This window comes from Streptomyces dysideae, from assembly GCF_001514305.1.
Lineage (GTDB): Bacteria > Actinomycetota > Actinomycetes > Streptomycetales > Streptomycetaceae > Streptomyces > Streptomyces dysideae.
This window is the reverse complement of record NZ_KQ949103.1, coordinates 114,147-136,547: the sequence shown is the minus strand read 5'-3', so window position 1 is coordinate 136,547 and position 22,401 is coordinate 114,147. Positions and strand designations below refer to the sequence as shown.

The 22,401-nt window shown below is 68.0% G+C and carries 25 protein-coding genes, 1 tRNA gene and 1 pseudogene; 23 read left to right on the top strand and 4 right to left on the bottom strand.

What is annotated here, in order from left to right; all coding sequences use genetic code 11:
* Nucleotides 1-562: 562 nt before the first annotated feature.
* The 4 genes from AQJ91_RS52685 to AQJ91_RS34940 all read left to right on the top strand — a co-directional run bounded on the left by AQJ91_RS52685 (nucleotide 563) and on the right by AQJ91_RS34940 (nucleotide 5,912).
* Nucleotides 563-1,864, top strand: coding sequence for a GNAT family N-acetyltransferase (locus AQJ91_RS52685; RefSeq protein ID WP_107122614.1), 1,302 nt, complete (start codon nucleotides 563-565; stop codon nucleotides 1,862-1,864).
* 368 nt (nucleotides 1,865-2,232) lie between these two features.
* Nucleotides 2,233-3,663 (top strand): ATP-binding protein, encoded by a 1,431-nt coding sequence (locus AQJ91_RS50620; RefSeq protein WP_079085439.1) that lies wholly within the window; start codon nucleotides 2,233-2,235, stop codon nucleotides 3,661-3,663.
* A 417-nt stretch (nucleotides 3,664-4,080) separates the two neighbouring features.
* The gene (locus tag AQJ91_RS34945) at nucleotides 4,081-5,352 is read left to right on the top strand and encodes a helix-turn-helix domain-containing protein (protein ID WP_234383217.1); all 1,272 of its coding nucleotides are present in this window, start codon (nucleotides 4,081-4,083) and stop codon (nucleotides 5,350-5,352) included.
* A complete protein-coding gene (locus AQJ91_RS34940; RefSeq protein WP_234383216.1) occupies nucleotides 5,349-5,912 on the top strand; it encodes a flavoprotein in 564 nt (187 codons plus the stop codon). The genes AQJ91_RS34945 and AQJ91_RS34940 overlap by 4 nt, the downstream gene beginning before the upstream one ends.
* Before the next feature lie 216 nt (nucleotides 5,913-6,128).
* Here AQJ91_RS34940 and AQJ91_RS34935 read toward each other — a convergent pair whose 3' ends face one another.
* On the bottom strand, nucleotides 6,129-6,524 hold the full coding sequence (locus AQJ91_RS34935; RefSeq protein WP_067029635.1) for a GntR family transcriptional regulator: 396 nt from the start codon (nucleotides 6,522-6,524) through the stop codon (nucleotides 6,129-6,131).
* A gap of 165 nt (nucleotides 6,525-6,689) precedes the next feature.
* Between AQJ91_RS34935 and AQJ91_RS34930 the strand changes: the two genes are divergently transcribed.
* The 16 genes and pseudogenes from AQJ91_RS34930 (at nucleotide 6,690) to AQJ91_RS34860 (ending at nucleotide 17,828) form a co-directional block, all read left to right on the top strand.
* A complete protein-coding gene (locus tag AQJ91_RS34930; RefSeq protein WP_067029634.1) occupies nucleotides 6,690-6,989 on the top strand; it encodes a hypothetical protein in 300 nt (99 codons plus the stop codon).
* A complete protein-coding gene (locus AQJ91_RS53955) occupies nucleotides 6,986-7,132 on the top strand; it encodes a hypothetical protein (protein ID WP_159054716.1) in 147 nt (48 codons plus the stop codon). The genes AQJ91_RS34930 and AQJ91_RS53955 overlap by 4 nt, the downstream gene beginning before the upstream one ends.
* Nucleotides 7,129-7,578, top strand: coding sequence for a Pycsar system effector family protein (locus AQJ91_RS34925; RefSeq protein WP_067029632.1), 450 nt, complete (start codon nucleotides 7,129-7,131; stop codon nucleotides 7,576-7,578). The genes AQJ91_RS53955 and AQJ91_RS34925 overlap by 4 nt, the downstream gene beginning before the upstream one ends.
* Entirely contained in the window at nucleotides 7,575-8,585 is a 1,011-nt protein-coding gene (locus AQJ91_RS34920) for a DUF2637 domain-containing protein (protein ID WP_067029630.1), read from the top strand. The genes AQJ91_RS34925 and AQJ91_RS34920 overlap by 4 nt, the downstream gene beginning before the upstream one ends.
* A complete protein-coding gene (locus tag AQJ91_RS34915) occupies nucleotides 8,582-9,232 on the top strand; it encodes a GGDEF domain-containing protein (RefSeq protein ID WP_067029628.1) in 651 nt (216 codons plus the stop codon). The genes AQJ91_RS34920 and AQJ91_RS34915 overlap by 4 nt, the downstream gene beginning before the upstream one ends.
* Nucleotides 9,232-9,654, top strand: a pseudogene (locus AQJ91_RS34910) (RRQRL motif-containing zinc-binding protein). The gene AQJ91_RS34915 and the pseudogene AQJ91_RS34910 overlap by 1 nt, the downstream one beginning before the upstream one ends.
* Before the next feature lie 2 nt (nucleotides 9,655-9,656).
* Nucleotides 9,657-9,974, top strand: a complete 318-nt coding sequence (locus AQJ91_RS34905) for a hypothetical protein (RefSeq protein ID WP_067029626.1) — start codon at nucleotides 9,657-9,659, stop codon at nucleotides 9,972-9,974.
* A gap of 126 nt (nucleotides 9,975-10,100) precedes the next feature.
* Nucleotides 10,101-12,341 carry an FtsK/SpoIIIE domain-containing protein gene (locus AQJ91_RS34900; protein ID WP_199848096.1) on the top strand — a complete coding sequence of 747 codons (2,241 nt, stop codon included), beginning with the start codon at nucleotides 10,101-10,103 and terminating at the stop codon, nucleotides 12,339-12,341.
* Nucleotides 12,342-12,482: 141 nt separating this feature from the next.
* On the top strand, nucleotides 12,483-12,758 hold the full coding sequence (locus tag AQJ91_RS34895; RefSeq protein ID WP_067029624.1) for a hypothetical protein: 276 nt from the start codon (nucleotides 12,483-12,485) through the stop codon (nucleotides 12,756-12,758).
* Nucleotides 12,755-12,946: a hypothetical protein gene (locus tag AQJ91_RS34890; protein ID WP_067029622.1), complete on the top strand. Its 192-nt coding sequence runs from the start codon at nucleotides 12,755-12,757 to the stop codon at nucleotides 12,944-12,946. The genes AQJ91_RS34895 and AQJ91_RS34890 overlap by 4 nt, the downstream gene beginning before the upstream one ends.
* A gap of 13 nt (nucleotides 12,947-12,959) precedes the next feature.
* Nucleotides 12,960-13,565: a hypothetical protein gene (locus AQJ91_RS34885; protein ID WP_067029620.1), complete on the top strand. Its 606-nt coding sequence runs from the start codon at nucleotides 12,960-12,962 to the stop codon at nucleotides 13,563-13,565.
* 3 nt (nucleotides 13,566-13,568) lie between these two features.
* A complete protein-coding gene (locus AQJ91_RS34880) occupies nucleotides 13,569-14,033 on the top strand; it encodes a hypothetical protein (RefSeq protein WP_067029618.1) in 465 nt (154 codons plus the stop codon).
* A gap of 90 nt (nucleotides 14,034-14,123) precedes the next feature.
* Entirely contained in the window at nucleotides 14,124-15,023 is a 900-nt protein-coding gene (locus AQJ91_RS34875; RefSeq protein WP_067029616.1) for a bifunctional DNA primase/polymerase, read from the top strand.
* Nucleotides 15,020-16,177 (top strand): AAA family ATPase, encoded by a 1,158-nt coding sequence (locus AQJ91_RS34870; RefSeq protein ID WP_067029614.1) that lies wholly within the window; start codon nucleotides 15,020-15,022, stop codon nucleotides 16,175-16,177. The genes AQJ91_RS34875 and AQJ91_RS34870 overlap by 4 nt, the downstream gene beginning before the upstream one ends.
* Complete coding sequence (locus AQJ91_RS34865) at nucleotides 16,174-16,368, top strand: helix-turn-helix transcriptional regulator (protein WP_067029612.1); 195 nt, start codon at nucleotides 16,174-16,176, stop codon at nucleotides 16,366-16,368. The genes AQJ91_RS34870 and AQJ91_RS34865 overlap by 4 nt, the downstream gene beginning before the upstream one ends.
* Complete coding sequence (locus AQJ91_RS34860; RefSeq protein WP_199848095.1) at nucleotides 16,365-17,828, top strand: tyrosine-type recombinase/integrase; 1,464 nt, start codon at nucleotides 16,365-16,367, stop codon at nucleotides 17,826-17,828. Before AQJ91_RS34865 ends, AQJ91_RS34860 begins: the two co-directional genes overlap by 4 nt.
* Before the next feature lie 80 nt (nucleotides 17,829-17,908).
* Here AQJ91_RS34860 and AQJ91_RS50615 read toward each other — a convergent pair whose 3' ends face one another.
* The 3 genes from AQJ91_RS50615 to AQJ91_RS34855 all read right to left on the bottom strand — a co-directional run bounded on the left by AQJ91_RS50615 (nucleotide 17,909) and on the right by AQJ91_RS34855 (nucleotide 19,004).
* Nucleotides 17,909-18,247 carry a type II toxin-antitoxin system PemK/MazF family toxin gene (locus AQJ91_RS50615; protein WP_079085438.1) on the bottom strand — a complete coding sequence of 113 codons (339 nt, stop codon included), beginning with the start codon at nucleotides 18,245-18,247 and terminating at the stop codon, nucleotides 17,909-17,911.
* Nucleotides 18,241-18,669, bottom strand: coding sequence for a hypothetical protein (locus AQJ91_RS56350; RefSeq protein WP_234383215.1), 429 nt, complete (start codon nucleotides 18,667-18,669; stop codon nucleotides 18,241-18,243). Before AQJ91_RS56350 ends, AQJ91_RS50615 begins: the two co-directional genes overlap by 7 nt.
* Before the next feature lie 263 nt (nucleotides 18,670-18,932).
* Nucleotides 18,933-19,004: transfer RNA gene (locus AQJ91_RS34855), tRNA-Arg, on the bottom strand.
* A gap of 184 nt (nucleotides 19,005-19,188) precedes the next feature.
* On the opposite strand from AQJ91_RS34855, the gene AQJ91_RS34850 reads away from it, so the two are divergent.
* From AQJ91_RS34850 to lysA, 3 genes are all read left to right on the top strand, one after another.
* Nucleotides 19,189-19,635 carry a response regulator gene (locus AQJ91_RS34850; protein ID WP_407696969.1) on the top strand — a complete coding sequence of 149 codons (447 nt, stop codon included), beginning with the start codon at nucleotides 19,189-19,191 and terminating at the stop codon, nucleotides 19,633-19,635.
* 134 nt (nucleotides 19,636-19,769) lie between these two features.
* Nucleotides 19,770-20,828 (top strand): ArgS-related anticodon-binding protein NrtL, encoded by a 1,059-nt coding sequence (gene nrtL / locus AQJ91_RS34845; RefSeq protein WP_067029609.1) that lies wholly within the window; start codon nucleotides 19,770-19,772, stop codon nucleotides 20,826-20,828.
* A 17-nt stretch (nucleotides 20,829-20,845) separates the two neighbouring features.
* Nucleotides 20,846-22,237 carry a diaminopimelate decarboxylase gene (gene lysA / locus AQJ91_RS34840; protein WP_067029607.1) on the top strand — a complete coding sequence of 464 codons (1,392 nt, stop codon included), beginning with the start codon at nucleotides 20,846-20,848 and terminating at the stop codon, nucleotides 22,235-22,237.
* Nucleotides 22,238-22,401 lie beyond the last annotated feature (164 nt).

Genomic DNA, 22,401 nt, shown 5'->3' with positions numbered 1-22,401 from the left:
CCCACGTATGTCCCACGCAAAGCAATTCCGTGGGATCGGACAATTGGGATTTCGTCTGCCTGACGCCCTGAAGTCCCAGTTCGGCGTGATGCGAGACCGAGCGGTCACGGCCAATGTGGCCGTTGCAGTTTTGGCATGCACAAGGAAGGCGCTGAACCGCATTTCTGCTGTTCAGCGCCTTGATCCGGAGTGCCCCCGGCAGGATTCGAACCTGCGCACACGGCTCCGGAGCACAATCAGAGTTCGGCTTGCGAATGGGCCCTGACCAGCAGATTCCTTGATCCCCGGAGGCGTGTGGTGCCCTCCTGTATCGCAGATAGTGCGAAGTAGGAAGTCGCCTCCGGCTCCTGCGCCCATTGAGCGGTCGGCTTCGCCGACGGGCTGCAACACCCCGGGGTGTTGCAGCCCGTCGGTAACCGGACGGCCGGACAGCATCAGGGTGCCGGCACCGAAGTGTGATTGAGCCGATCAAGCCTCGTTCCAGGTCCGCGCCCTTCCCGAGGCTCGCAGGGACAGGAATGATCGGTCCCACCGATCCGGCTAGAGCTATGGAGCAGAGTGCATGACCGAGCGGACCATCCACCTTGTCGCTGATGCGAGCAGCCGGGACACACGGAAGATCCATGTCCGGCCCTCACGCCAGTTCGCCACCGTCCAGCTCGACCGAGACAGCTACGTCGATGAGGAATCCTCACGGGGCGACGAACGAGATCTGCCAGCAGACTACTTAGCAGCAGTCGACAGGGCGCGCGATGCGGCCATGAACCGGATTCGGTACGAGGGTTACCGGGGGGCCTTCTACTGGGGGAACGGCCCTCGTTGGATCGACTTGTGCGCTCGGTTTCGAGACGTCGAGGCTACGGTCGAAGCTTTGCGTGCCGCAGAGCTCAAACATGACTACAGCAAACTGCACGCCATGGCCGAGCGGCTTGCGTTGCCCGTCGATGAGTGGCTCGCACCTGGTGAGCGAGAGCTGATCCGCGGAGTCGACTTCGATTCACCCCCCGGAGTGTTCCTGAAGTTCCTGCGAGCTAAGGCAACGGAGTCCGGCCTGCGCCTCAACGGCCGGGCGACAGCTGGCAGTGTATGGGTCCGCCCCACACTGCCAGCGGCTCAGAAGCAAATTCGGGAGATGTTTCCCGAGCAGCATCCGGGGTGGGTAGACCGCTGGACCGGTTACGTCGAGTCGGATGATGCACCCTTCCGGCCTTGGGTAGGAGGCGGCGGCGAGGACCTTAGCCGTGGCGCGATTCCAGTCCAGTTCCAGCAGTTGGAGACGCCGAGTAGTGACAAGTGCCCCTGTGGCATGCGTTTTCGGGATGTAGACGACGATGACAACGTCCATCGCGTGCATCATGCCTCTTGGGCCCTAGGTGTTCGAGTGCCGAAGGGACTTGACTGGTGGGGTGACCTGGCAGTTGTCACGACGCAGTCACCGATTTCGTGGCGGAGGTTGGCCCACCAAGTGGCGCGTATGCCGCAGAGGGAGGACAGCTACGACTTTCCGTCGTGGTCCCACGTAGGTGAACCTGAAGCGACTACGGACAACTATCGCGCGTATCTGTTGAAAGTAGACGAGTGCATCATTGGCTACGTGGCAGCCCACGACACTAACGAACACCGCCGTTGGGATCTCATAGACGGGTCCCCGTACGGGGATGAGGACGCCACCCTGCGCCCCCGAATCATCCTAATTTGGGTAGCGGACGTCTACAGGCATCGTGGCATTGGTGCCACGCTCGTACAGGCACTCGCCACTGATTTTGGATGCAAGGTCTCGGATGTGTCCTGGTCGACTCCCGTAAGCGCCGCGGGCCGGCGTCTTGCTCGCCGTCTCTCACCCGATGGCATATGGGTCAGCTGAACAGTCTTACAACACTCCGGAGTGATTGTGCCGATCGTGGGTGAAGCGCCGCTTGACCTGCGCGGGAGTTGATCGGAAGCGCCAACACGGCCCGGACTGTGTCGCGCGGGCGCTGGGATCGTCGCGAGAACACCCGGGCCTCGTCCAAGTGGCGGCAGCACCTGTGGGCGTTCTGCAGTGGGCGCTGGCGGAGACGCGAACCCCCACGGCAGCTTCGTCCCGAAGCCCTGCACGGTGAAGGTACCCAGGAGGAAGGGCCTATGAAGGGCGCTGCCCCTGCCGTAACGCAGCCGCTCTGCCTGCGAGCTCACACCTTGGAGATCGCCAACAGCAGTCCAGCTTCTGACGACTTGTGAGACTCTATCCGCATGTCTATCCAGGTGGTGCCCGTAACGGCTAGTGACGTCGCCAAGATTCTTAATCTAGATGAGGCTCACTTCTCAGACCTTAAGTCTGTCGACATTGCGCCTGGAAAACTGACTAAGACAATCGCTGCGTTCGCTAACGCGGACGGCGGTGAACTCTACGTAGGGATCGACGAGGTCGATAAGGGAAAGAAAATTCGAAAGTGGCGCGGCTTTCCCGATCCGGAAGCAGCCAACGGCCACATTCAGAGTTTCGAGACCCTTTTCCCGCTCGGTCAGGACTATGTATACGAGTTCCTTGAGAGTCCAACCCCGGGTGACGGTCTGGTCCTTCACGTGACCATCCAGAAGACGAGGGAAATCGCTAAGGGTTCGGACGGCAAGGTGTATGTACGCAGGGGAGCTCAGAGCATCCCGTACACCTCGCCTGCTGATCTGGAAAGGCTTTCCCGAAACAAGGGCATCACCTCCTTCGAGACGGCCACTGTTTCCGCACCGATTGACTCAATTTCTAACTCCGAGACCATAATCAAGTTCATGCTCGATGTCGTTCCGAGTGCAGAGCCCCTTCCGTGGCTAAAGAAGCAGCTTCTGATTCATGAAGGTAAGCCCACTGTCGCTGCGGTACTACTCTTCTCCGACGAACCGCAAGCGGCTCTACCGAAGCGCTCAGCCATTAAGATTTACCGTTATAAGACATCTGATGCGCAGGGCAGTCGCGAAAACCTGGACTTCGATCCGATTACGGTCGAGGGGTGTCTGTATGATCAGATCCAGGAATCGGTACAGAAGACTTCGGAAATCATCGAGCAAGTTCGCATCCTTGGACCTCAGGGGCTTGAGTCGATCACTTACCCCTTCGTCACACTGCATGAGATCATCACGAATTCTGTTCTGCATAGAGACTACGGAATCGCTGATGACGTCCATGTGAGAGTTTACGATAACAGGGTTGAAGTGGAAAGCCCTGGCAGGCTTCCGGCGCACATCACTGAGAGCAACATTCTTGATGAACGGTTCGCGCGCAATGGAACGATCGTGCGGTTGATCAACAAGTTCCCCGATCCGCCCAACAAGGACGTAGGGGAGGGGCTCAACACCGCGTTCACCGCTATGAAGAAGCTGAAGTTGCGAGACCCTATTATTCGACAAACTGAAACTTCGGTACTCGTTGAGATCCGGCATCAGAAGTTGGGTACTCCTGAAGAATTGATTATGGAGTGGCTGGAGTCTCATCCTGAGATCACGAATAAGCGAGTGCGCGAGCTGACGGGAATCGGATCCGAGAATGAAGTGAAGCGGATTTTTCTCCGCCTGGCTGCCGCCAATCAAATTGAACGTGTGCCTGGGAAAGGTGGAGGCTCGGCAGCCTGGCAAAAGGTAGTCAAGGAGCCTGATGATGAGGTGGGTCCGCCCGGTGAGTCGCCTTCCTAGCGTTCGGAAATCCCGATATGTGAGGTAGATAGATCGGAAGTCGCCTGCGGCTCCTACGCTCGTGATGGGTCGGCTGCGCCGACAGGCTGCAACACTTGGGGGCGTCGCTTAGGCGTCTGATTCAGTGGCGGAGCCAGGAAGTTGGTCACTCCTCTCCGGGCCGCAGTGCTCCGCCCCTGTGCCGACGTCTGAGTCCGTTCAGTCCGGACACCCCGGACAGCTCTTGCTCTAGCTGTCCGGGGTGTTTGCGCAGGTCAGGGCGCTAAGCGGACACCCGGACAGTCCGGACACCTCAGCCCGGCACATCGCACCCGGACAAACTGTCCGGGTCGCCTCCTGCTCTATGCCACACGCTGGCCACGGCTATCGCAGCGGCTGAGATCGCTTACCCGTTGCCTGCCGCGCGTCGTACCGTAAATGACGCCCCTACTCAGCAGCGGGAGGCAACACGCAATGCGTGGTCTTGGAGATCACCTCAGCATCGGCGAGCGGATCGCGTTCTATCGGAAGCGTCGCGGCCAGACGCAAGAGGTGCTGGCCGGCCTGGTCGGTCGTAGCACTGACTGGCTCGCGAAGATCGAGACCGGGCGCCGGAATCCGCCACGCATCGACATGCTCACGGAGCTGGCGCGCGTACTGCGTGTGCCCCTCGGGGATCTGCTCGGACAGACCGTGCTCATGGAAGACGAGCGGCAACAGGACGACGTCCCCGCCGTGCGCGATGCCCTCATGAGCCCGCGTCGCCTCTCACGCCTGCTCTTCGGCCCCGCCGCTGAGACTCAGCTCCCCACGCCTGCCCCTGCGGCCGTGCGCGTGGAGCAGGCGTGGAACGACTACCAGGGCGGACGGCTCGGCAGCGTCATCGCCGCGCTCCCCGCTCTGCTTCAGACGGCACAGGAGTTGGAAGAGCGAGCGGGGCGCCACGGTGAGGACCGGGGCGATTGCTGGGCCGTATCGGCCCGGACGCACCACCTCGCGGCAACGACTCTCGCGAAGATCGGTGAATCGGACATCTCGTGGCTTGCTGCTGAGCGCGCGATGCGAGCCGCTGACGAGGCGGACGACCCGCTCGTACTCGCGTCCGCAGCACGGTCCGGCACCCATGCCCTGCTCTCCAACGGGCGGTATGACGATGCCCTCGAACTGGGCAACACGGCCGCCACGTGGCTGTCGTCTCAGGTGACCGAGCATGATCCGGCGGCGCTCAGCCTGTTGGGCATGATCCACCTGCGTGCCGCTGTCGCGGCAGCGCGGCATCAGGACCGGCTCACCGCCACGGGGCTGTTGGACCGTGCCGAGGAGCTCGCGGGCGACCTCGGGTCGGATGAGAACTACTGGCAGACCGGATTCGGGCCGACGAACGTCTTGCTCCATCGCCTGTCCGTTGAGCTGGACCTCGACAACGTCTCGTACGTGGTCGAACACGGCCGGATCAACGTCGACCACATGCCGCAGGAGCGCAGCGTCTCGCACCGCATCGACTACGCGCGCGCTCTGTCGCTCGCCGGCCAGGGAGACGAGGCGTTCACGGAGTTGCACACGGCGGAGCGCACGTCGCCGCAGCTCGTACGAAACAATCCGAGGGTGCGCGAGACGCTGCGGGACCTGATCAAGCAGTCCCCCGTGATCGGCGGTTCGCGTTCGTCCGAGGTGTTCGTGATGGCGCAACGGTGCAGGGCGGTGCAGTGAGTTCAGGCAAGCGCGGGGTGCTCGGGGTCGTCGGATCGGCGGCCGGGGGCGTAGAGGTGCTGCGTACCGGTCTCGTCGAACCGGCGATGGACCGCGGATGGCAGGTGGCTATCACGCTGACGCCGACCGCAGGCCAGTGGCTGCGGCTGAGCGGGGAGGTTGAGCGGTTGGAGAAGCTCACCGGCCTACCCGTACGCGACGAACCGCGCCTGCCTGGTGAGGCCCGGCCGCATCCGCCGGTTGATTGCTACGTGGTCGCTCCCGCGTCGGCCAACATGGTCGCCAAGCTTGCGACTGGCATGATGGACAACCAGGCGCTGACCCAGGTTGGCGAGGCTATCGGCACCCTGGGTCTGCCGGTGGTCGTCTTCCCGCGGGTGAACGCGGCGCACGCTCGCCACCCCGCGTGGCAAGGCCACATCGACGCCCTTCGGGCCGGGGGAGTGCATGTCGTCGACGGCCCGGACGTCTGGCCGCTGTACGAGCCGAGGGAAGCGCCGGCGGGGCGCGAACTCCCGTGGGCCGCAGTGCTGGACGCCGTTGAGGAAGCTACTCGATGACGAGTCGTCAACACGCCTGACCTGCAAGGGAAGAGGACCCGGACAGTTTGTCCGGGTCCTCTTCTGTTTCCGGCCGCATGCTCATTGCCATGTCGAGGATGGATGGGCGAAGCGGCGAGTTGGGAGGTCTGACTCCCACGGAACTTGCCTTGATCGAAGCGAGTCTGAGCGAGGCGCGCGCCACGGTTGAACAACTGCTGCGGCGTGCGGACGAACTCACGGAGCGGGTGGAGTCCCGTCGCCGACGAGCTGTTCAAGGCGGTCGAGTCGCTCGCCGAGCAGGCGAAGAGCGTCATGGATCGTGCTGAGCTCTGCTGCCAGTGCGGTGTATGCGGGGCTACTGCCCGGCTCGGTACCGAGCGGCACCGACGGGTCACGGACGAACGTCCCGCGGCCTTGCTGGGTGAGAATCAACCCCTCGTCACGGAGCTGGCTGTACGCGCTCTGCACGGTCATGAGCTGCACGGAAAGGTCTTTGGCGAGCTTGCGGGCCGCGGGGAGCTGAGCTCCCGGCTTGTACTCGGGGTTTGGGCCCGTGATCTTCGCGCGGTACTGCGCAGCAATCTCCTTGGCCGTGGGCGTCTGCTTGGGCGCTTCTGGGCTCTGCTCCATGGGTTCGAGAGTAGCCGGACCTAGGTCAATCTCTGCTCTTTGTCCGAACCCCCTTGACAGCTAGATTGACCTAGGTCAATCTGAAGTCACTGCGGTGCTGAGACTCCCCAGCAAGGTCGCCCGGCGCCGTGGTTCTCCCTGCTCCTACGACTCAGGAGAACGTGAATGCGTACGTACATCGGCCATCAACAGGCCGTCTCTGCCGAGGACTTCGTGGAACTCGCCCTCGGTACGCCGGTTGAGCTGTGGCTCGGAGCCGAGGGCGAGACGGAGGAAGAGCGTGCGGCCCGCCTTGACGCGGCGCGCGACATCCTCACTGACCCCGAGTACCGGAGCCTGCCGGACGACGTGGCCCGTATCGCCGCCGAGGTGATCGAGGCGCACGCTCCGGAGCTGTTCAACGTCGTCCCGCTGGCGCGCCCCGCCGGGCGCCGCCGGACCTCCCGGAAGGGAGCGGCGGCATGAGCGACAGCACCGACTTTCAGGCTCGCATGTTCCGGGAGAGCGAGGCGGTCTACCAGCGGATTCTTGACGGCCAGGTCACCGACGTGGAAGCCGAACTGATGGATGCCCAGCTGCGGGCTTCGGCGGAGGGCGAGACGGCATGATCGCCCGTGAGCAGAACCTGACGGCCGCGCATGCCGAGGTGAAGGCGGAGATCGCGCGGACGGACACGAAGACAGGGCTGTTGCTGGCGTTTATCGGCGCAGTGCTGGCCGGGGCCTGGACGGTCGCCAAGGACGTGCCGCTGAACGCCGTTTCCCTTGCGGTGGGCGGCGCGGGCATGACGCTGTTGATCGTGGCGGCCGGTCTGCTGCTGCGGTCGGTCCGTCCCAACACCAAGGGGCGGCACGGCTTCCCGCTGTGGGCGACGCTCACCGCCGAGGAGATCACGGCCGCGCTGTCTGAGAACACCCTGAGCGCGGATATCGCGGGCCTGTCCCGCCTCGCCGTCGTCAAGTTCGCCGGCCTGCGCCGCGCGGTCGACCTGACCTGTGCTGGCGGTGCGCTGCTCATCGTCGCGGCCCTGATCGCTGCGGGAGGTGCGGCATGACGATGACGCATAGCATCGAGCGTCCGGCGGTGCCGCCGCTGACGAAGCCGGAGATGGGGCTTGCCGGGCTGGGTGCGCTGGCCGCGGCCGGGGTTGGCGCCTTGGGGCTGATCGCCTCGTTCGACGCGGTCTCCTCTGCCGCCGCCCGGTGGGGCTTTGGTGAGCCGTGGATGCTGCCGGTCGGCATCGACGTGGCCATTCCGGTGTTCACCGTGGCCAACCTGTTGTTGATCCGGATGGACATGGCGTTGGCGTGGGTGCGGTTCGTGCCCTGGGCGCTCACCCTGGTCACCTGCGGGTTGAACGTCGCCGCCGGACAGGGCATGTGGGCGAAGGTCGCGCACGGCACGATGCCGCTGCTGTGGGTCGTGTTCTCCGAGATCGGCGCGCACGTCTACGCCGTCCGTATCGGCGCCGCGACCGGCCGCCGCATGGAGAAGATCCGGTTCTCCCGCTGGCTGCTCGCCTTCCCCTCCACGTTCGCGCTGTGGCGCCGTATGACGCTGTGGGAGGTCACCTCCTACGCCGACGCGCTCGCCCGTGAGCGGGAGCGGCTGTTGGCCCGCGCGGACCTGCGCGAGCGCTACGGCCGCAAGTGGCGGACGAAGACCCCGCGGCGTGAGCGTGTGATGCTGCGCATGGGCGAACTCGCCCCCGCCGCCGATGCCGTGCCGGCCGCCCCCGAACCGCAGGCCCCGCAGGAGCCGGAGGGGCCGCAGCGTGGGGCGCCCAAGCCCCCGCGCAAGCGGCCGGTCAAGAACAAGGGCGTCTCGCCTCAGCGCACCCCGGCCGAACTGCTCGCTGAGGCGCGCACGGTCACGGCCGATTGGACGGACGCCGCGATCAACGGCGAGGCGCTGCGCAAGGCTCTGCACTGCGGCTCCGGCCCGGCCCGGACCGTCCGTGACGCACTGCTCGCCGAGCGGGCAGACGGGCGCGCGCTGCACCCTGCGGACGCTCCCGGCGCCCCGGTGTCCGGCGACGGTGCCGAGGGGGTGGCAGCGTGAGCACCCTGGCCACGGTCCTGCTGTCCGCGCTCCCTCTGGCCGTCGGGTGGGCGGTGCATGTGTGGTGGCTGCGAGGCTGCCTGAACACCGCCCGGCGTGACCCGCTCACCGGGTTACGCACCCGCGACGGCTTCACCCGCCGCGCCACGGCCCTGCTCAAGGACCCGCGCGCGGTGGTGGTGCTGGCCGACGTCGACCGCTTCAAGCACATCAACGACACCTTCGGGCACGCGGCCGGGGACGCCCTGTTGAAGGCGACCGCCGACCGCCTGGCCCACCACGCCGGCCCGGCCGGGGTCGCCGGACGGCTCGGGGGCGATGAGTTCGCCGCCGTCCTCATCGACGGCCACGGCACCGCGGCAGATCTGCTCGCTGTGCTGCACGGCGTGCTGGCCCGGCCGGTCGACGGCCAGGATCCGGCCGTCCGCACCACGGTCTCGCTCGGCTGGGTACGCGCCGCGGACTTTCCCGCCGATGACCTGTCCGGCCTGCTGCGGCGGGCGGATGAGGCGATGTACGCGGCCAAGCAGGGCCGGGCCGGAACCCGCCGCGCGGGACTGGGCAGGCTGCTGGCCACCGTCACCGGGCGCCGCGCCGGCCGGTCCGGCGCCCGCACGGACGCCCCGGTCGCAGGGGTGGCCGCCTGATGTCTGTGGCCTACAGCAAGTGCTACGACCCGTCCGGTATCCGGTTCGGGGTGCCCACGTTCCCCTGGCGGTTCGCCCCGGACGGCTATGCGACGCGCCGTCAGCTCCGTGCCCGCGGGCTGCGGCCGGGCGGTCAGCCGGTGGCCGCACAGGTGATGCGCCGCCACCGGGGCCGCAAGGCCGGGGTGTAGGTCGCTTACCTCTACCGCGTCGACCTGGCCAAGCCGGTCCGGCCGATGACCTCCCGCAGGTGCGGTGCGCTCGCCCTGGCGATGCTCGCCCGCCGCACTTGCCCCAAGTGCCAGGTCGTCTACGGCTACTGCCTGCCGACCTCGCTCGGCATGTGCGTGCTGTGCGCGTACCCCGACACCTCCACCCCCACCAACCCGAGCGCCAACCACGCATCCCTGAAGGGGAGTTGACCATGGGCAAGCCCAACACGAACCGCCTGGACCGCGAGATCCGGATCACCACCCGCAAGCTCGCTGCGGTCCGTGAGCGCGAGATGTGGCCGCTCACCGGCTCCGAACGGCGAGCCGTCCTGCGTGCCCTGGCCGGCGGCTCCGTCCAGGTCGTGAGGGGCAAGAGGACCACGCGCGCCGACCGGAAGTTGGAGACCGCGTGGGGCGCGGCCGAGACCCGGCTCAGCGCGGAGATCACCGCCCTGCAGACCGAGCGGCAGCGGGTCGTGAGCGCGGCGGCCACCGCGAAGGCCGCGAAGAAGTCGTCCAGCTGGTGGTGACCGCCCGCCCGACGGGCGCCCGCACCGCCGCCTGACCCACGCACCACAAGCCCGGCGGGGCCGGTTCGCTCACCTCCTACAGCGACGGACCGCCCCCGCCATTCCTCCCGAGAGAAGGAAGTCTCAGTGAAGCACCCCGACGACGACAACGAACTGTTCAACCGGCTCGAAGCCGAGATGAACGCCGACTCCCGCCCCGACTCCGGGGGCGAGGTCGTCGACCTGGACAAGGCCCGGTCGGCCCGCATCGAGTCGGCCGACCCGACCGCCCGACCCGACGCCGACCAGTCGCCCGACTCCGACCCCGACCGGTCGGTTGCCGAGTCGGCCGACCCGACCGTCCGCGTGATGGTCGACCAGCCGGGCCCGACCGCGACCGGTCCGGGCTACCTCGGTCGGCTGCTCGGGGCGCAGCGCCGTGCGATCGTCCCGGTGTGGCTGAAGTCCGTGGCGGAGCTGCGGACCGCTACGGCGTGGGTGGCCCGGCACTACGCCCATTCGCTGGGCTATCACGCGCTGCGCTCCCCGGTCTACGCCATGCGCCTCACCCTGCAAGCCCCTGCCGGGGCGGCGAAGTTCGTGGGCGGCACGGTGCGGTGGGTGGCCGACCGCGAGGGTGAGCCGGTCCGGCTCGCCGCGGTCCGGCGTGAGGACGCGGCGGAGTACCTGAAGCTGTCGCGGCAGCGCGACGGGCGGGTCCGCATGCGCACCCTCGTGACCGTGCTCGCGATGTTCATCGGGCTCGGTTCCGCGCTCGCCATCTACGTGCTCGCCCCCGACTGGCTTCAGGCCCTGTCGGTGGGTGCGGTCGTGATGGCACTCGGGGCTGCCGGCCGCCGTGCGGATGACCCGGTCATCCACCGTGCGGTGGAACTGCCTACGGCGGTCAAGCTCACCAGTGACATCGTGCTGCGTGCGCTCGGCTCGCTCGGCATTCCCGCGATCAATCAGGCGCAGGGCAAGGGGCGGGACGGGTTCGAGTTCACCGCCCCGATCACCCGGGACGGGCCCGGCTGGCGTGCGGAGGGCAACCTGCCCTACGGCGTGACCGTGACGGACATCATCGAGCGGCGTGAGCGGCTCGCGTCCGGCCTGCGCCGCCCGCTGGGCTGTGTGTGGCCGGAGGCGGTGGCCGATGAGCACACCGGGCGCCTGGTGCTGTGGGTGGGCGATCAGGACATGAACCGGGCCAAGCAGCCTGCGTGGTCGCTGGCCAAGTCCGGTTTGGTCGACCTGTTCAAGCCGGTCGACTTCTCCACCGACCAGCGGGGCCGCTGGGTGGGCCTGACGTTCATGTACATCGCGGCGATCATCGGTGCGATCCCGCGTATGGGCAAGACGTTCCTGCTGCGTCTGTTCGCGCTGATCGCAGCGTTGGACCCGCGTGCGGAGCTGCACACCTACGACCTGAAGGGCACCGGCGACCTGGACCCGGTCGGCGAGCACGTCTCCTACCGGCATCGTGCCGGGGAGGAAGACGAGGACATCGAGTACGCCATCGCCGACATGCGCGAGGTGCGTGGCGAGCTGCGGCGCCGCGCGAAGGTGATCCGCTCGCTGCCGCGGGACATCTGCCCGGAGTCCAAGGTGACCAGCGACCTTGCCTCCAAGCCGAGTCTGGGACTGCACCCCATCGTCATCTGCGTGGACGAGTGCCAGGTGTGGTTCGAGCACGACAAGTACGGCAAGGAGTTCGAGGAGATCTGCACCGACCTGGTCAAGCGCGGACCGGCCACTGGGATCGTGCTGATGCTGGCCACTCAGCGGCCCGACGCGAAGTCGCTGCCCACGGGCATCTCTGCGAACGCCGGCGTGCGGCTGTGCATGAAGGTCATGGGCCAGACCGAGAACGACATGGTGCTGGGCACGTCCTCCTACAAGAGGGGCGTGCGCGCCACCATGTTCGCCTGGGCCGACAAGGGCATTGCCTACTTCGTCGGCGACGGCTCGGACGCCCGGATCATCCGCAGCGTCTACGTCGACGCCCCGAACGCGGACCGGATCGCGCGGCGGGCCCGCAAGGCACGCGAGGAAGCCGGGACCCTGTCCGGCTACGCGCTCGGTCAGGAGCCGGAACCTGCTGCGGGCAGCGGCTACGACCTGCTCGCCGACATCCTCGCCGTCGTCCCGGCCGATGAGCCCAAGGTGTGGTCCGAGACCGTCGTCGCCCGGCTCGCCGACCTGCGCGAGGACGTCTACGACGGATGGGACCCCGAAGGGCTCGCCGCCGCCCTCAAGCCGCACGGCGTCTCCACCATCCAGGTGGGCCGCCGCGTGAAGGGCAAGGTCGTCAACCGGCGCGGCATCGACCGCTCCCACATCGTCGCCGCGATTGCGGAGCGTGACGGAAACCGGGACGCGGGCTGAGGTTCCGGGGCCGCTAGCGCTAGCGGCACACCCCGCTAACGTTAGCGGCCCCGCTAGCGCCCCAAACCCGCTTTGATCAGGCCGCTAGCGGATAGCGGCCCACCTGCGGAAACCCCTGAAAACCGCCCCGGAGGGCCCTTCGTGACCCCTGTCCTGCTCGCTATCACCCTACTCGTCGGCGTAACGCTGTGTTACGTCGCTGTGTGTGCTGCCTCGCCGTTCGGCAACTGCCGCAAGTGCTCCGGCTGGGGCTTCACCATGAAGACCGACCGCAAGGGCCGCATGAAGCGCGGCAAGGACTGCCGCCGCTGCCACGCGACCGGCAAGCGCATACGCGTCGGCCGTTGGCTTTACAACCGGTGGGCCCGTATCTACCGCGCGGGTACCGACACCCCCCGCTCGGGGGTGTCGCGATGACCCTCACCTTCTCCGCCGTGCTGCTGCTCGGTGCCGCCTCCGTCGTCGCCGTCAAGACCAGGGCCAGCGGTCCGGGCGCCGCAGTGCTGCTGTTCCTGTTCGGCTTCTTCACCGCCGGGACCGGCGCCTACGGGCCCATCCACGACCTGGTGGCCTCCTTCGCCGACTTCCTGGCCTCCTTCGACTGACGGGACAACCGCCGTGAACGACCCCACCCTTGCCCGCCACTGGCTCGCCGCCGCACTGCCCAAGGCCGCGCCCGCCCTGGCCACCACGACCGTGCTCGCGCTGGCCCGGATCTGGAACGCCAACGGCGCCGAACACTCCCTCGGCAACGCCGCGTTGATGACCGCGCTCTCCCTCGGTGCCGCCGCCGCGGGCGTGGTCGCGGGCAACGCAACCGGAGACTCCGTGCTCGCCGGAACCGCGTTCGCCGCCTCCGGCGCACTCGCTTTCGCGGGCGTGGCCGGATACGCCGACGGGCTCTCGCTGCCGCTGCTGCTGTGGTCCCTGGCCACCGCCGGCGCCTACGGGCTCGCCGCCCGCTACTGGCGCACCGACCGCCGCGAAACCGTCGCGTACGAACGGCAGACGAGCGAGCGGCGCGAGGAACACGCCCACGTCGAGCGCGTCGAAACCCTCCGCGCCACCACACAGATCGAGGTGGCCCGCACCGGCGCCGCCTACGCCGAACAGCTCGCGCAGGCACTCGTCACCCGCGCCGCACTGCCCGGCTTCGACCCCACCGCCCTGGAACGCGCGGGACTGCCCGCACTCCCCGCCACCGAGACCAGCAAGGAGCAGTAAGCCGTGTTCGAAATCCGCGTCATCTGCGATCCGGCCGACACCGACCGCGTCAGCGACGCCCTGTCGCAGGCATTCACCGTCGGCCCGGTCCGCCAGCACCCCACCCGCGACGGCAAGGCGCTGCGGCTGTACGTCACGGCCGACCATCACAGCAACACCGGACCGTGGCCGGACCCGGAGACCGCGTACGCGCTCGCCCCGAACATCATCAGCGAGATCGGGTGGACCGCCCAGACAGCCGCCGACAAGCCGTTCGGTACCCGGCTGCCGCGTGACTTCTGGCTGCGCAAGGCGGCCGTCCTGGACCGCATCGCCCTCAAGGACGAAGCCGACGGCTTCCCCGGCGACGCGGCCGAGATAGCGACCGAGGCGGCCGAACGCCTGATGGACCTGGACGACGCGGCCGTCATCTGCGACCCGCGCCACTACGTCCGGCAGCAGTACGCCCACTGGACCAAGCACCAGTAGCAACGCCGCGGCGGCGGGACTCCCCAGCAAGGTCGCCCGCCGCCGCGGTTCTCCCTGCCCATCCGTAGACAGAACAGGAGAACCCTCAGCATGCAGTACCCGGACGGCTCTGCCCAGCTCACCGCCGCGCTTGACGCTGCGTCGCGTGGCTGGCGCGTCTTCCCCCTCATCCCAGGCGACAAGCGCCCGGCCGTCTCCGACTGGGAGACCCGCGCCACGACCGACCCGGACCGCATCACCCGCGCCTGGTCCACCGCCGCCTTCAACATCGGCATCGCCACCGGTCCTTCCGGCCTGGTCGTCATCGACCTGGACAAGCCCAAGCACCCCGGCGACACCCCGCCGGCCGTGTGGGCTGAGCACGGCGTCACCGATGGCGCCGAAGTGCTCGCGGTGCTCTGCGAGCGGCACGGCCAGCCGTTCCCCGCCGACACCCATACGGTGCGCACGTGGAGCGGCGGCACACACCTGTACTTCGCCGCACCCGAGGGCGAGCCCCTGCGCAACACCGCCGGGGATAGCGTCCGCGGGCTCGGCTGGAAGGTCGACACCCGCGCGTGGGGCGGACTCGTGGTCGGCGCGGGCAGCACCTTCGCCGGACACCCCTACGAGGTCACCCACCACGCCCCCGTGGCGCCCCTGCCGGACTGGCTCGCCGAACTCCTGCGCCCCGCCCCGCTGCCCCCGCAGACCCCCATCACCGTCGCCCTCGCGGGCCGTGGACGGCGCACCGCCTTCCTGCGCTCCGCCGTCAACGGGGAGGTGGAGCGGGTCACCGGCTCCGGCCCGCACGAGCACAACAACGCGCTGTACGTCGCCGCGGTCGCTCTCGGACAGCTCGTTGCCGGAGGGGAGCTCAGTGAAGACGAGGTCACCGGTTGGCTCCTGCCGGCCGCGCTCCAAGTCGGCCAGGGCGAGCGCGAGGCAGAGCGCACCATCGCCTCCGGCCTGCGGGCCGGAGCACGGCGCCCCCGGACGGTCGCGGCATGAGCGCCAACCCGATTCCGCCCCTGCACCTGTACTCCGTGCCCAGCGACCCGCACCCCCCGGCAGCAGCGGCGCCGAAGCGGGAGCGCCCGCGGACCGCATGGACGGCCGATCAGCTCATGGCCGCGCACTTCCCGGAGCCGAAATGGGCCGTGCCCGGCATCCTCGCCGAAGGCGTCAGCCTGCTCGCCGGACCTCCCAAGGTCGGCAAGTCCTGGCTCTCCCTCGGGCTGGGGCTGTCGGTCGCGGCCGGAGGGCAGGCGTTCGACTCCGTGCCCGTCCAGGGCGGCCCGGTGCTCTACCTCGCCCTGGAAGACACCCCGCGACGACTTCAGACCCGCATGGGCAAGCTCTTGGGCGGACAGCTGGCGCCCGCCGGGCTGACCTTGGTCACCGAATGTCCGCCCTTCCCCCAGGGCGGCACCGAGGCCATTGCCCAGTGGTTGGACCGCAACCCCGATGCGCGCATGGTCGTGATCGACGTGTTCGCCAAGATGCGCGGTCAAGCCCCGCAAGGGGTGTCCGCGTACGACGCGGATTACGTCTCCGTCGGCTACGCCAAGCGGCTCGCGGACCACTACGGCATCGCCGTGGTCCTGGTCCACCATGTCCGCAAGGCAGGCTCGGATGACTTCCTGACGGAGGTCTCCGGGACCAACGGCATCGCGGGCGCCGCGGACGCCACCCTCGTACTCAAGCGGGCCCGCGGACAGGCGGACGGCATCCTGCACGTCACCGGCCGGGACGTGGATGAAGCCGAGTACGCGCTTCAGTTCCAATCTGCCTCCGGTGCCTGGCACTTGTTGGACGGCCCGGTAGCCGACCACACCGTGGGCGACACCCGTGCCGCGATCCTGCGGCACGTCCGTGCCAACCCCGGGGCGAAGCCGAAGGACATCGCGGGCGACTTTCCGCAGGTCGACATCGACACCATCCGCCGCACCTGCTCCCGCATGGCCGCTGACGGACAGCTCACCAGGGACGGCAGCGGCCGGTACTACCCGGACACCGAGACCCGGACACAGGGCGTACCGGAGGTGTCCGCACTGTCCGACTGTCCGGTTACCTCATCTGACCAGCACGAACAACCCGGACAGTCGGAATTGGAGCTGTCCGGGCTGTCCGGGTCGACCGAAGCCGAAGGGACGGCGGTATGAGCGCCCGCGCGCTGGACGAGAAGTTGACCGTCGCGGAGGTCATCACCGATCTGAAGGTGGCCCCGTCGACGTTCTACCGGTGGCGCCAACTCGGCAAGGGACCCCGCTCGATCAAGCTCCCGAACGGTGACGTACGAATCCGCCGGTCAGAATACGAGCGGTGGCTTGCAGAGCGAGAGGACGCTGCGTGAGCACGACCGATGACGCCTCGCCTCTCCGCCCGCACGGGGAGGCCCGGTCGGGGTACTCCCTTGACGTCCGGCTGTGGAAGGTCACGAAGGTCGACCGCAAGGCACGGCCGTATCAACTCCGGTGGGTCGTAGGCGGGAAGGTGAGCAGCGCGACGTTCGCCACGTCGGCACTCGCTGAAAGCCGACGCTCGGAGTTGCGGCAGGCCATGCGCCGGGGCGAGGCATTCAAGATCGCGAGCGGACAGCCTGAGTCCGAAGTCCGCGCGGCGGAAGAGGCGGCGGCAACGGCGGTTGAGGCCAAGCCGTCGTTGCGGTGGTTCGAGTTCTGCCGGAAGTACGTTGCCGGGCGGTGGCGCATGAGCGCCGCCAAGACCCGTGAGGGCATGGCGGACGGTCTCGCGGCCGTGGCGCTGGCCATGGTGAAGCGGGGCGAGAACACCCCTGAGGACAAGTACCTGCGCCTGGCGTTCCGGTGGGCGATCGTCCCCGCGAACGCGGGACAGGAGCCGCCGGCCGAACTGAAGGCCGCGTACGAGTGGCTCACGAAGGAGGATCGGCCGGTTGTCGACCTGACCGACGTTGAGGTGTTCGAGGACGTGCTGTACCGCCTCAGTTATCGACTGGATGGCACTCCGGCGGCGGGGGAGACGCACAAGCGGCGGCGCCGGGCCCTGAACACGGCCCTCGAACACGCAGTGGCCGTGAAGGAACTCCCGGAGAACCCTCTCCAGGGGGCCCACAAGAAGCGTGTGGGCTCTGGCGCGGTGGTGGACCGACGCGTCCTTGTGAACGCCGTACAGGGGCGCCAGTTGCTCACCGCGGTTTCCTACGTCGGTTCATGGGACCGCAACCGTGGGCGGCGCCTGGCTGCCTTCTACGCGGTCCTGTACTACGCGGGACTCAGGCCCGCTGAGGCGGTCGGGCTGAGGCTCTCTGACTGCCACCTGCCGGAGGCGGGTTGGGGCACGCTGACGCTTCGGGAGACGCGTCCGGTCTCCGGCAAGCAGTGGACGGATTCGGGGGAGCGGCACGACCGCCGGGGCCTGAAGGCGCGCGAGGCGGACACGGACCGCCCGGTCCCCATCCCGCCCGTTCTGGTCGCCATCCTGCGGGCCCACCTGAAGGAGTTCGGGACCGCCAAGGAGGGGCGGGTGTTCGGCAACGAGCGCGGGGGAGTCGTCGGTTCGTCAACGTACTGGCGCGTGTGGGAGGAAGCGCGGCTGTTCGCCCTCCCGCCCGAGCGTGTCGCCTCGCCGTTGGCTGGACGCCCGTACGACCTGCGGCACGCGTGCATCACGCGGTGGCTCAACGCGGGGGTCCCGATCGCAGAAGTAGCCCGGCGCGTCGGCAACTCCCCTGAGGTGATCCACCGCCGGTACCACGGCTGCATCGACGGGCACGAGGAAGCGGCCAACGAGAAGATCGCAAAGGCCTTGGAGGAAGAAGGCGACGCCGCGTAGCGACGCTGTAAAGCCTGGAAGGACGGGCCCGATTCTTCGGGCCCGTCCTTCCAGGCTTTAGGCTGCCTGACCACTGGGTTCTAGGACAGTCCCAGGATCACGCGGACGCGGTCCTCGACTTGCCGCATTTCCGCTGGATCTAGCAATCCGAGACGCTTACGGAGCCTGGACTTGTCGACTGTGTGCAGGTCGGTGCAGTTGACGTAAGACTCGTCGTACTTGGTAACGCCGCATTCAGGACCGATAGTGACGTGAGTAGCGCCAGGTCCAGAAGTCCCCGTGACCACGGCAACCGTGATTGCTGACAAGGGCTCAGCAATGCGGTTGACCGTGAGAATGACGACAGGATGGTTACCAATCGGGTTTGGCAGTGCGCATCCCCAGACCTCACCACGCAATGCAGAGCCTGGGTTTACCATTCGATTTCGTCCGCTGCGGCCAGCTCCTCCGCAGTGGCAGGCAGCACACCTGCCGGAGTCGGAGCAGGAGCGCCCTGGTAGAAGGCTCGAATCTCCTCAGAGGCTGCCACCTCTGCCGCCTCACGTGAGAGCAAGCGGAGTCCTTCTCGAAGCGCATCGGAGACCGACGGCAGATTGAGGGACTGCATCACCAGCCGCAGGGCTGCCATTTCGTCAGGCCTCAGCCTGACTTGAGCCACTTCAGTAGAACGGGAATAGCTTCCTACGCGGAGTAGAGCACTGTACTGCTCAGTCTTCGCGCTTTTCGTGGTCTTGCTGATCAAAGGCTTCCTGGTGATCCTGCCGCGCGTGACGCTCGCCTCGCCCCGCTTCGTGCCGGGTACGGCTGGCTTGCCTTTCTTGCCTCGGGTTTCAGGGGTCATCGTTCCTCCTTCCCTAGCTCCGTAGTACAGATGTCATACACCAAGTGTCAGGGGCGCGGTTCGGCTGGTCAAGGCGTCACGCTCCGGGGAGCGCTGGAGGCGCAGTCCCCGGAGCGTGTCGGAGGTGTGTCGCGTGTATCGCAGATGGTGCGCGAACAGTGAGAGGCAACGAGAAAGAGCGGGAGTCAGTGAGACTGACTCCCGCTCTCTCATGTCGGCATCCGCACAGGTCAGAGCATGATTCTTGCTGGCTGACTGGCGAGTGCCCCCGGCAGGATTCGAACCTGCGCACACGGCTCCGGAGGCCGTTGCTCTATCCCCTGAGCTACGGGGGCGTGTCGGCTGCGGTGTTCGCGGCGACGGGTAGAACCCTATCAGCTCCTTCGGGGTGTCCATGAACAGGTTTACGTGGTCACGCGATCCCCGTCACGTCGCCCGCAGGGGGTGGAAGTGGGGAAAACCCGGACGCGGTGGCCGGTCCCGACCTACTCTCGAGTTGTGCCAGGCGCGTCGGGCCGGGTGCTTGTTGTGGACGACAACAAGGTCATCCGGCAGTTGATCAGGGTCAATCTCGAACTGGAGGGGTTCGAGGTCGTGACCGCGGCCGATGGTGCCGAGTGTCTGGAAGTCGTCCATCAGGTGCGCCCCGACGCGGTCACCCTCGATGTCGCCATGCCCCGGCTGGACGGCCTCCGTACCGCCGCCCGGCTGCGCGCCGACCCCGGTACCAGCGACCTGCCCCTCGCCATCGTCAGCGCCTGCACCCAGTACGAGGTCGAGACCGGCCTCGACGTCGGCGTCGACGCGTTCCTCGCCAAGCCCTTCGAGCCCGCCGAACTGGTTGGACTCGTACGGCAGTTGGTCGAGCGGAAGCGGAGCGGGCGGCGCGGCGGCGGTATCAGTGACGAGGCCGTGTTCGGCAGTGTCTTCGGCGCCGGCGAGGCCGCCGGACGGGCCGGCGGCTGAACGGGCGGTCAGTAGTCCCGTCGGCGTGGCCGCGAAAGAGCTGTCGTCAGTCACCCCACCACCGCCGTCCACATGCCGGGACCCCGCCGAAACAGGTTCGCCTACCCACCCCCTCCCTCCCATACGCTTGTCCCGTGACCCCCGTCGAGCTCTCCCGCACCGTGCTGCGCGCGGTGCGCCGTGCTGTCGACGAGGGGGAGCTGAGCGTGACCGTGCCGGAGCGTGCCGTGGTCACCGTGCCGGGGCCCGGTGGCTGTGGTGACTACGCCACCAGCATCGCCCTCCAGCTCGCCCGCCGGGCCGGACAGCCGCCCCACCGCGTCGCCGAGATCCTCCGCACGCGTCTCGCTGCGACCGACGGTGTCTCGGACGTCGTCGTCACCGGGCCGGGGTTCCTCAACATCAGCCTGAACGGCACCGCGCCCGCCGCCCTCGTCGAGGAGATCCTGCGGCGGGGACCGCGGTACGGCGTCGTCGACGGGTACGTCGACGGGTCCACTGGGCAGCTCCGGCGACTGCGCTGCCCCCGAGAGGTCCGCGCCGTCGTCGTCATGGAAGCCGTTGCCCGGCTCCTCCGTTCCCAGGGCGATCTCGTCCGCACCAGCTGCGAGGCCCAGCCTGATCCCGCGTGGGAGAGCGTGCTGGGCGCGCGCGTCGACACGTACGGCCGGCCCGCCGACTCCGTCCCGCTCGACGTCGACGTACGGCCCGTCCCGGCGCCCGCCGACCCCGTCCCGCTCGGCCGCGACGCCGCCCTCTGGGCCCTCCTCCACCCTGCTGCCCACGACCGGCCACGCATCACCGACGAGCACCTCGTCCAGCGCGAGACCAACCCGCTCTTCCGCGTCCGGTACGCACACGCCCGCACCCGCGCCCTCGGCCGCAACGCCGCCGACCTCGGCTTCGCCGCCCAGCCCGGCGACGTACCGGACGCACGTGAGCTGCTGACCCACCTCGCCGACCACCCCCGCATCCTCCAGGCGGCGGCCGCCACCAGCGCCCCCGACCGCCTCGCCCGGCACCTCGTCACCGTCGCCGATGCCGTCCTCCCGCTCCTTCCGGCCGTACTGCCGCGCGGCGACGAGAAACCCTCGGCCGCCCACCGCTCCCGGCTCGCCCTCGCCGAAGCCGCCGGGACGGTGCTGGCCGGCGGCCTGTCCCTGCTCGGAATCGACGCACCCGAACACCTCTGAGGAAGCCCAGAAGAGTCATGAGCCGTTCCGCACACCCCGCCGGGCCCCGTCACGCCGATGTCCTCCCCGAGGGCCACTATTCCGCCCCGCCCACCGACCTCAACGTCCTGGACCCCAAGGTGTGGGCCCAGACCGTCGGCAGGGACGGTGACGGTGTGGTGACCGTCGGCGGCATCCCCGTCACCCGGCTCGCCGAGGAGTTCGGCACCCCGACCTACGTCATGGACGAGGCCGACTTCCGTGCCCGCGCCCGCGCCTGGCGCACCGCCTTCGGGCACGAGGCCGACGTCTTCTACGCCGGGAAGGCGTTCCTGTCCCGTGCCGTCGTGCGGTGGCTGCACGAGGAGGGGCTCAACCTCGACGTCTGCTCCGGCGGCGAGCTCGCCACCGCCCTCTCCGCCGGCATGCCCGCCGACCGCATCGCCTTCCACGGCAACAACAAGTCCACGGAAGAGATCCACCGGGCCATCGACGCCGGTGTCGGGCGTATCGTCCTCGACTCCTTCCAGGAGATCGTCCGCGTCGCCCACATCGCTTCCTCCCTCGGCAAGCGACAGCGCGTCCAGATCCGTATCACCGTCGGCGTCGAGGCCCACACACACGAGTTCATCGCCACCGCCCACGAAGACCAGAAGTTCGGCATCCCGCTCGCCGGGGGCCAGGCCGCCGAAGCCGTACGCCGTGCCCTCCAGCTCGACGGACTCGAGCTCATCGGCATCCACTCCCACATCGGGTCGCAGATCTTCGACATGTCCGGCTTCGAAGTCGCCGCCCACCGGGTCGTCGGGCTGCTCAAGGACATCCGCGACGAGCACGGCGTCGAGCTGCCGGAGATCGACCTCGGCGGTGGCCTCGGCATCGCCTACACCAGCGACGACGACCCGAGCGAACCCCACGAGATCGCCAAGGCGCTCACCGAGATCGTCAGCCGCGAGTGCGACGCCGCCAAGCTGCGCACCCCGCGCATCTCCGTCGAGCCCGGCCGCGCCATCGTCGGTCCGACCGCCTTCACGCTCTACGAGGTCGGCACCATCAAGCCCCTCGACGGGCTGCGGACGTACGTCTCCGTCGACGGCGGCATGTCGGACAACATCCGGACCGCGCTGTACGACGCCGAGTACAGCGTCGCCCTCGTCTCCCGCACCTCCGACGCCGAGCCGATGCTCGCGCGCGTCGTTGGCAAGCACTGTGAGAGCGGCGACATCGTGGTCAAGGACGCGTTCCTGCCCGCCGACGTGGCACCGGGTGACCTCATCGCCGTGCCCGCCACCGGCGCGTACTGCCGCTCCATGGCCAGCAACTACAACCATGTGCTCCGGCCGCCCGTCGTCGCGGTGAACGACGGCGAGGCCCGGGTGATCGTCCGCCGCGAGACGGAGGAGGACCTCCTGCGTCTCGACGTCGGGTGACAGAAGGAACAAGAGAAGCAAACAAAACAAAGGAACAGGGGGGGTGGAAGATCTCCTGTCTTCCGCCCCCGTGCAAATGAAATCGATGTCTCACGATCCGGACTATGGATAGAAAGTCCCGTCCGGTGAGTGAGACTGGTCCAACCGTGACGGTATGAGGAAAC

Coding starts and splice junctions, on each gene's coding strand:
- AQJ91_RS50615 (WP_079085438.1), bottom strand. CDS start 18,247: ATGGTAAACCCAGGCTCTGCATTGCGTGGTGAGGTCTGGGGATGCGCA.
- AQJ91_RS34945 (WP_234383217.1), top strand. CDS start 4,081: ATGACGCCCCTACTCAGCAGCGGGAGGCAACACGCAATGCGTGGTCTT.
- AQJ91_RS34875 (WP_067029616.1), top strand. CDS start 14,124: ATGCAGTACCCGGACGGCTCTGCCCAGCTCACCGCCGCGCTTGACGCT.
- AQJ91_RS34870 (WP_067029614.1), top strand. CDS start 15,020: ATGAGCGCCAACCCGATTCCGCCCCTGCACCTGTACTCCGTGCCCAGC.
- lysA (WP_067029607.1), top strand. CDS start 20,846: ATGAGCCGTTCCGCACACCCCGCCGGGCCCCGTCACGCCGATGTCCTC.
- AQJ91_RS34925 (WP_067029632.1), top strand. CDS start 7,129: ATGATCGCCCGTGAGCAGAACCTGACGGCCGCGCATGCCGAGGTGAAG.
- AQJ91_RS34920 (WP_067029630.1), top strand. CDS start 7,575: ATGACGATGACGCATAGCATCGAGCGTCCGGCGGTGCCGCCGCTGACG.
- AQJ91_RS34865 (WP_067029612.1), top strand. CDS start 16,174: ATGAGCGCCCGCGCGCTGGACGAGAAGTTGACCGTCGCGGAGGTCATC.
- AQJ91_RS53955 (WP_159054716.1), top strand. CDS start 6,986: ATGAGCGACAGCACCGACTTTCAGGCTCGCATGTTCCGGGAGAGCGAG.
- AQJ91_RS52685 (WP_107122614.1), top strand. CDS start 563: ATGACCGAGCGGACCATCCACCTTGTCGCTGATGCGAGCAGCCGGGAC.
- AQJ91_RS50620 (WP_079085439.1), top strand. CDS start 2,233: ATGTCTATCCAGGTGGTGCCCGTAACGGCTAGTGACGTCGCCAAGATT.
- AQJ91_RS34905 (WP_067029626.1), top strand. CDS start 9,657: ATGGGCAAGCCCAACACGAACCGCCTGGACCGCGAGATCCGGATCACC.
- AQJ91_RS34935 (WP_067029635.1), bottom strand. CDS start 6,524: ATGGAGCAGAGCCCAGAAGCGCCCAAGCAGACGCCCACGGCCAAGGAG.
- AQJ91_RS34930 (WP_067029634.1), top strand. CDS start 6,690: ATGCGTACGTACATCGGCCATCAACAGGCCGTCTCTGCCGAGGACTTC.
- AQJ91_RS56350 (WP_234383215.1), bottom strand. CDS start 18,669: ATGACCCCTGAAACCCGAGGCAAGAAAGGCAAGCCAGCCGTACCCGGC.
- AQJ91_RS34890 (WP_067029622.1), top strand. CDS start 12,755: ATGACCCTCACCTTCTCCGCCGTGCTGCTGCTCGGTGCCGCCTCCGTC.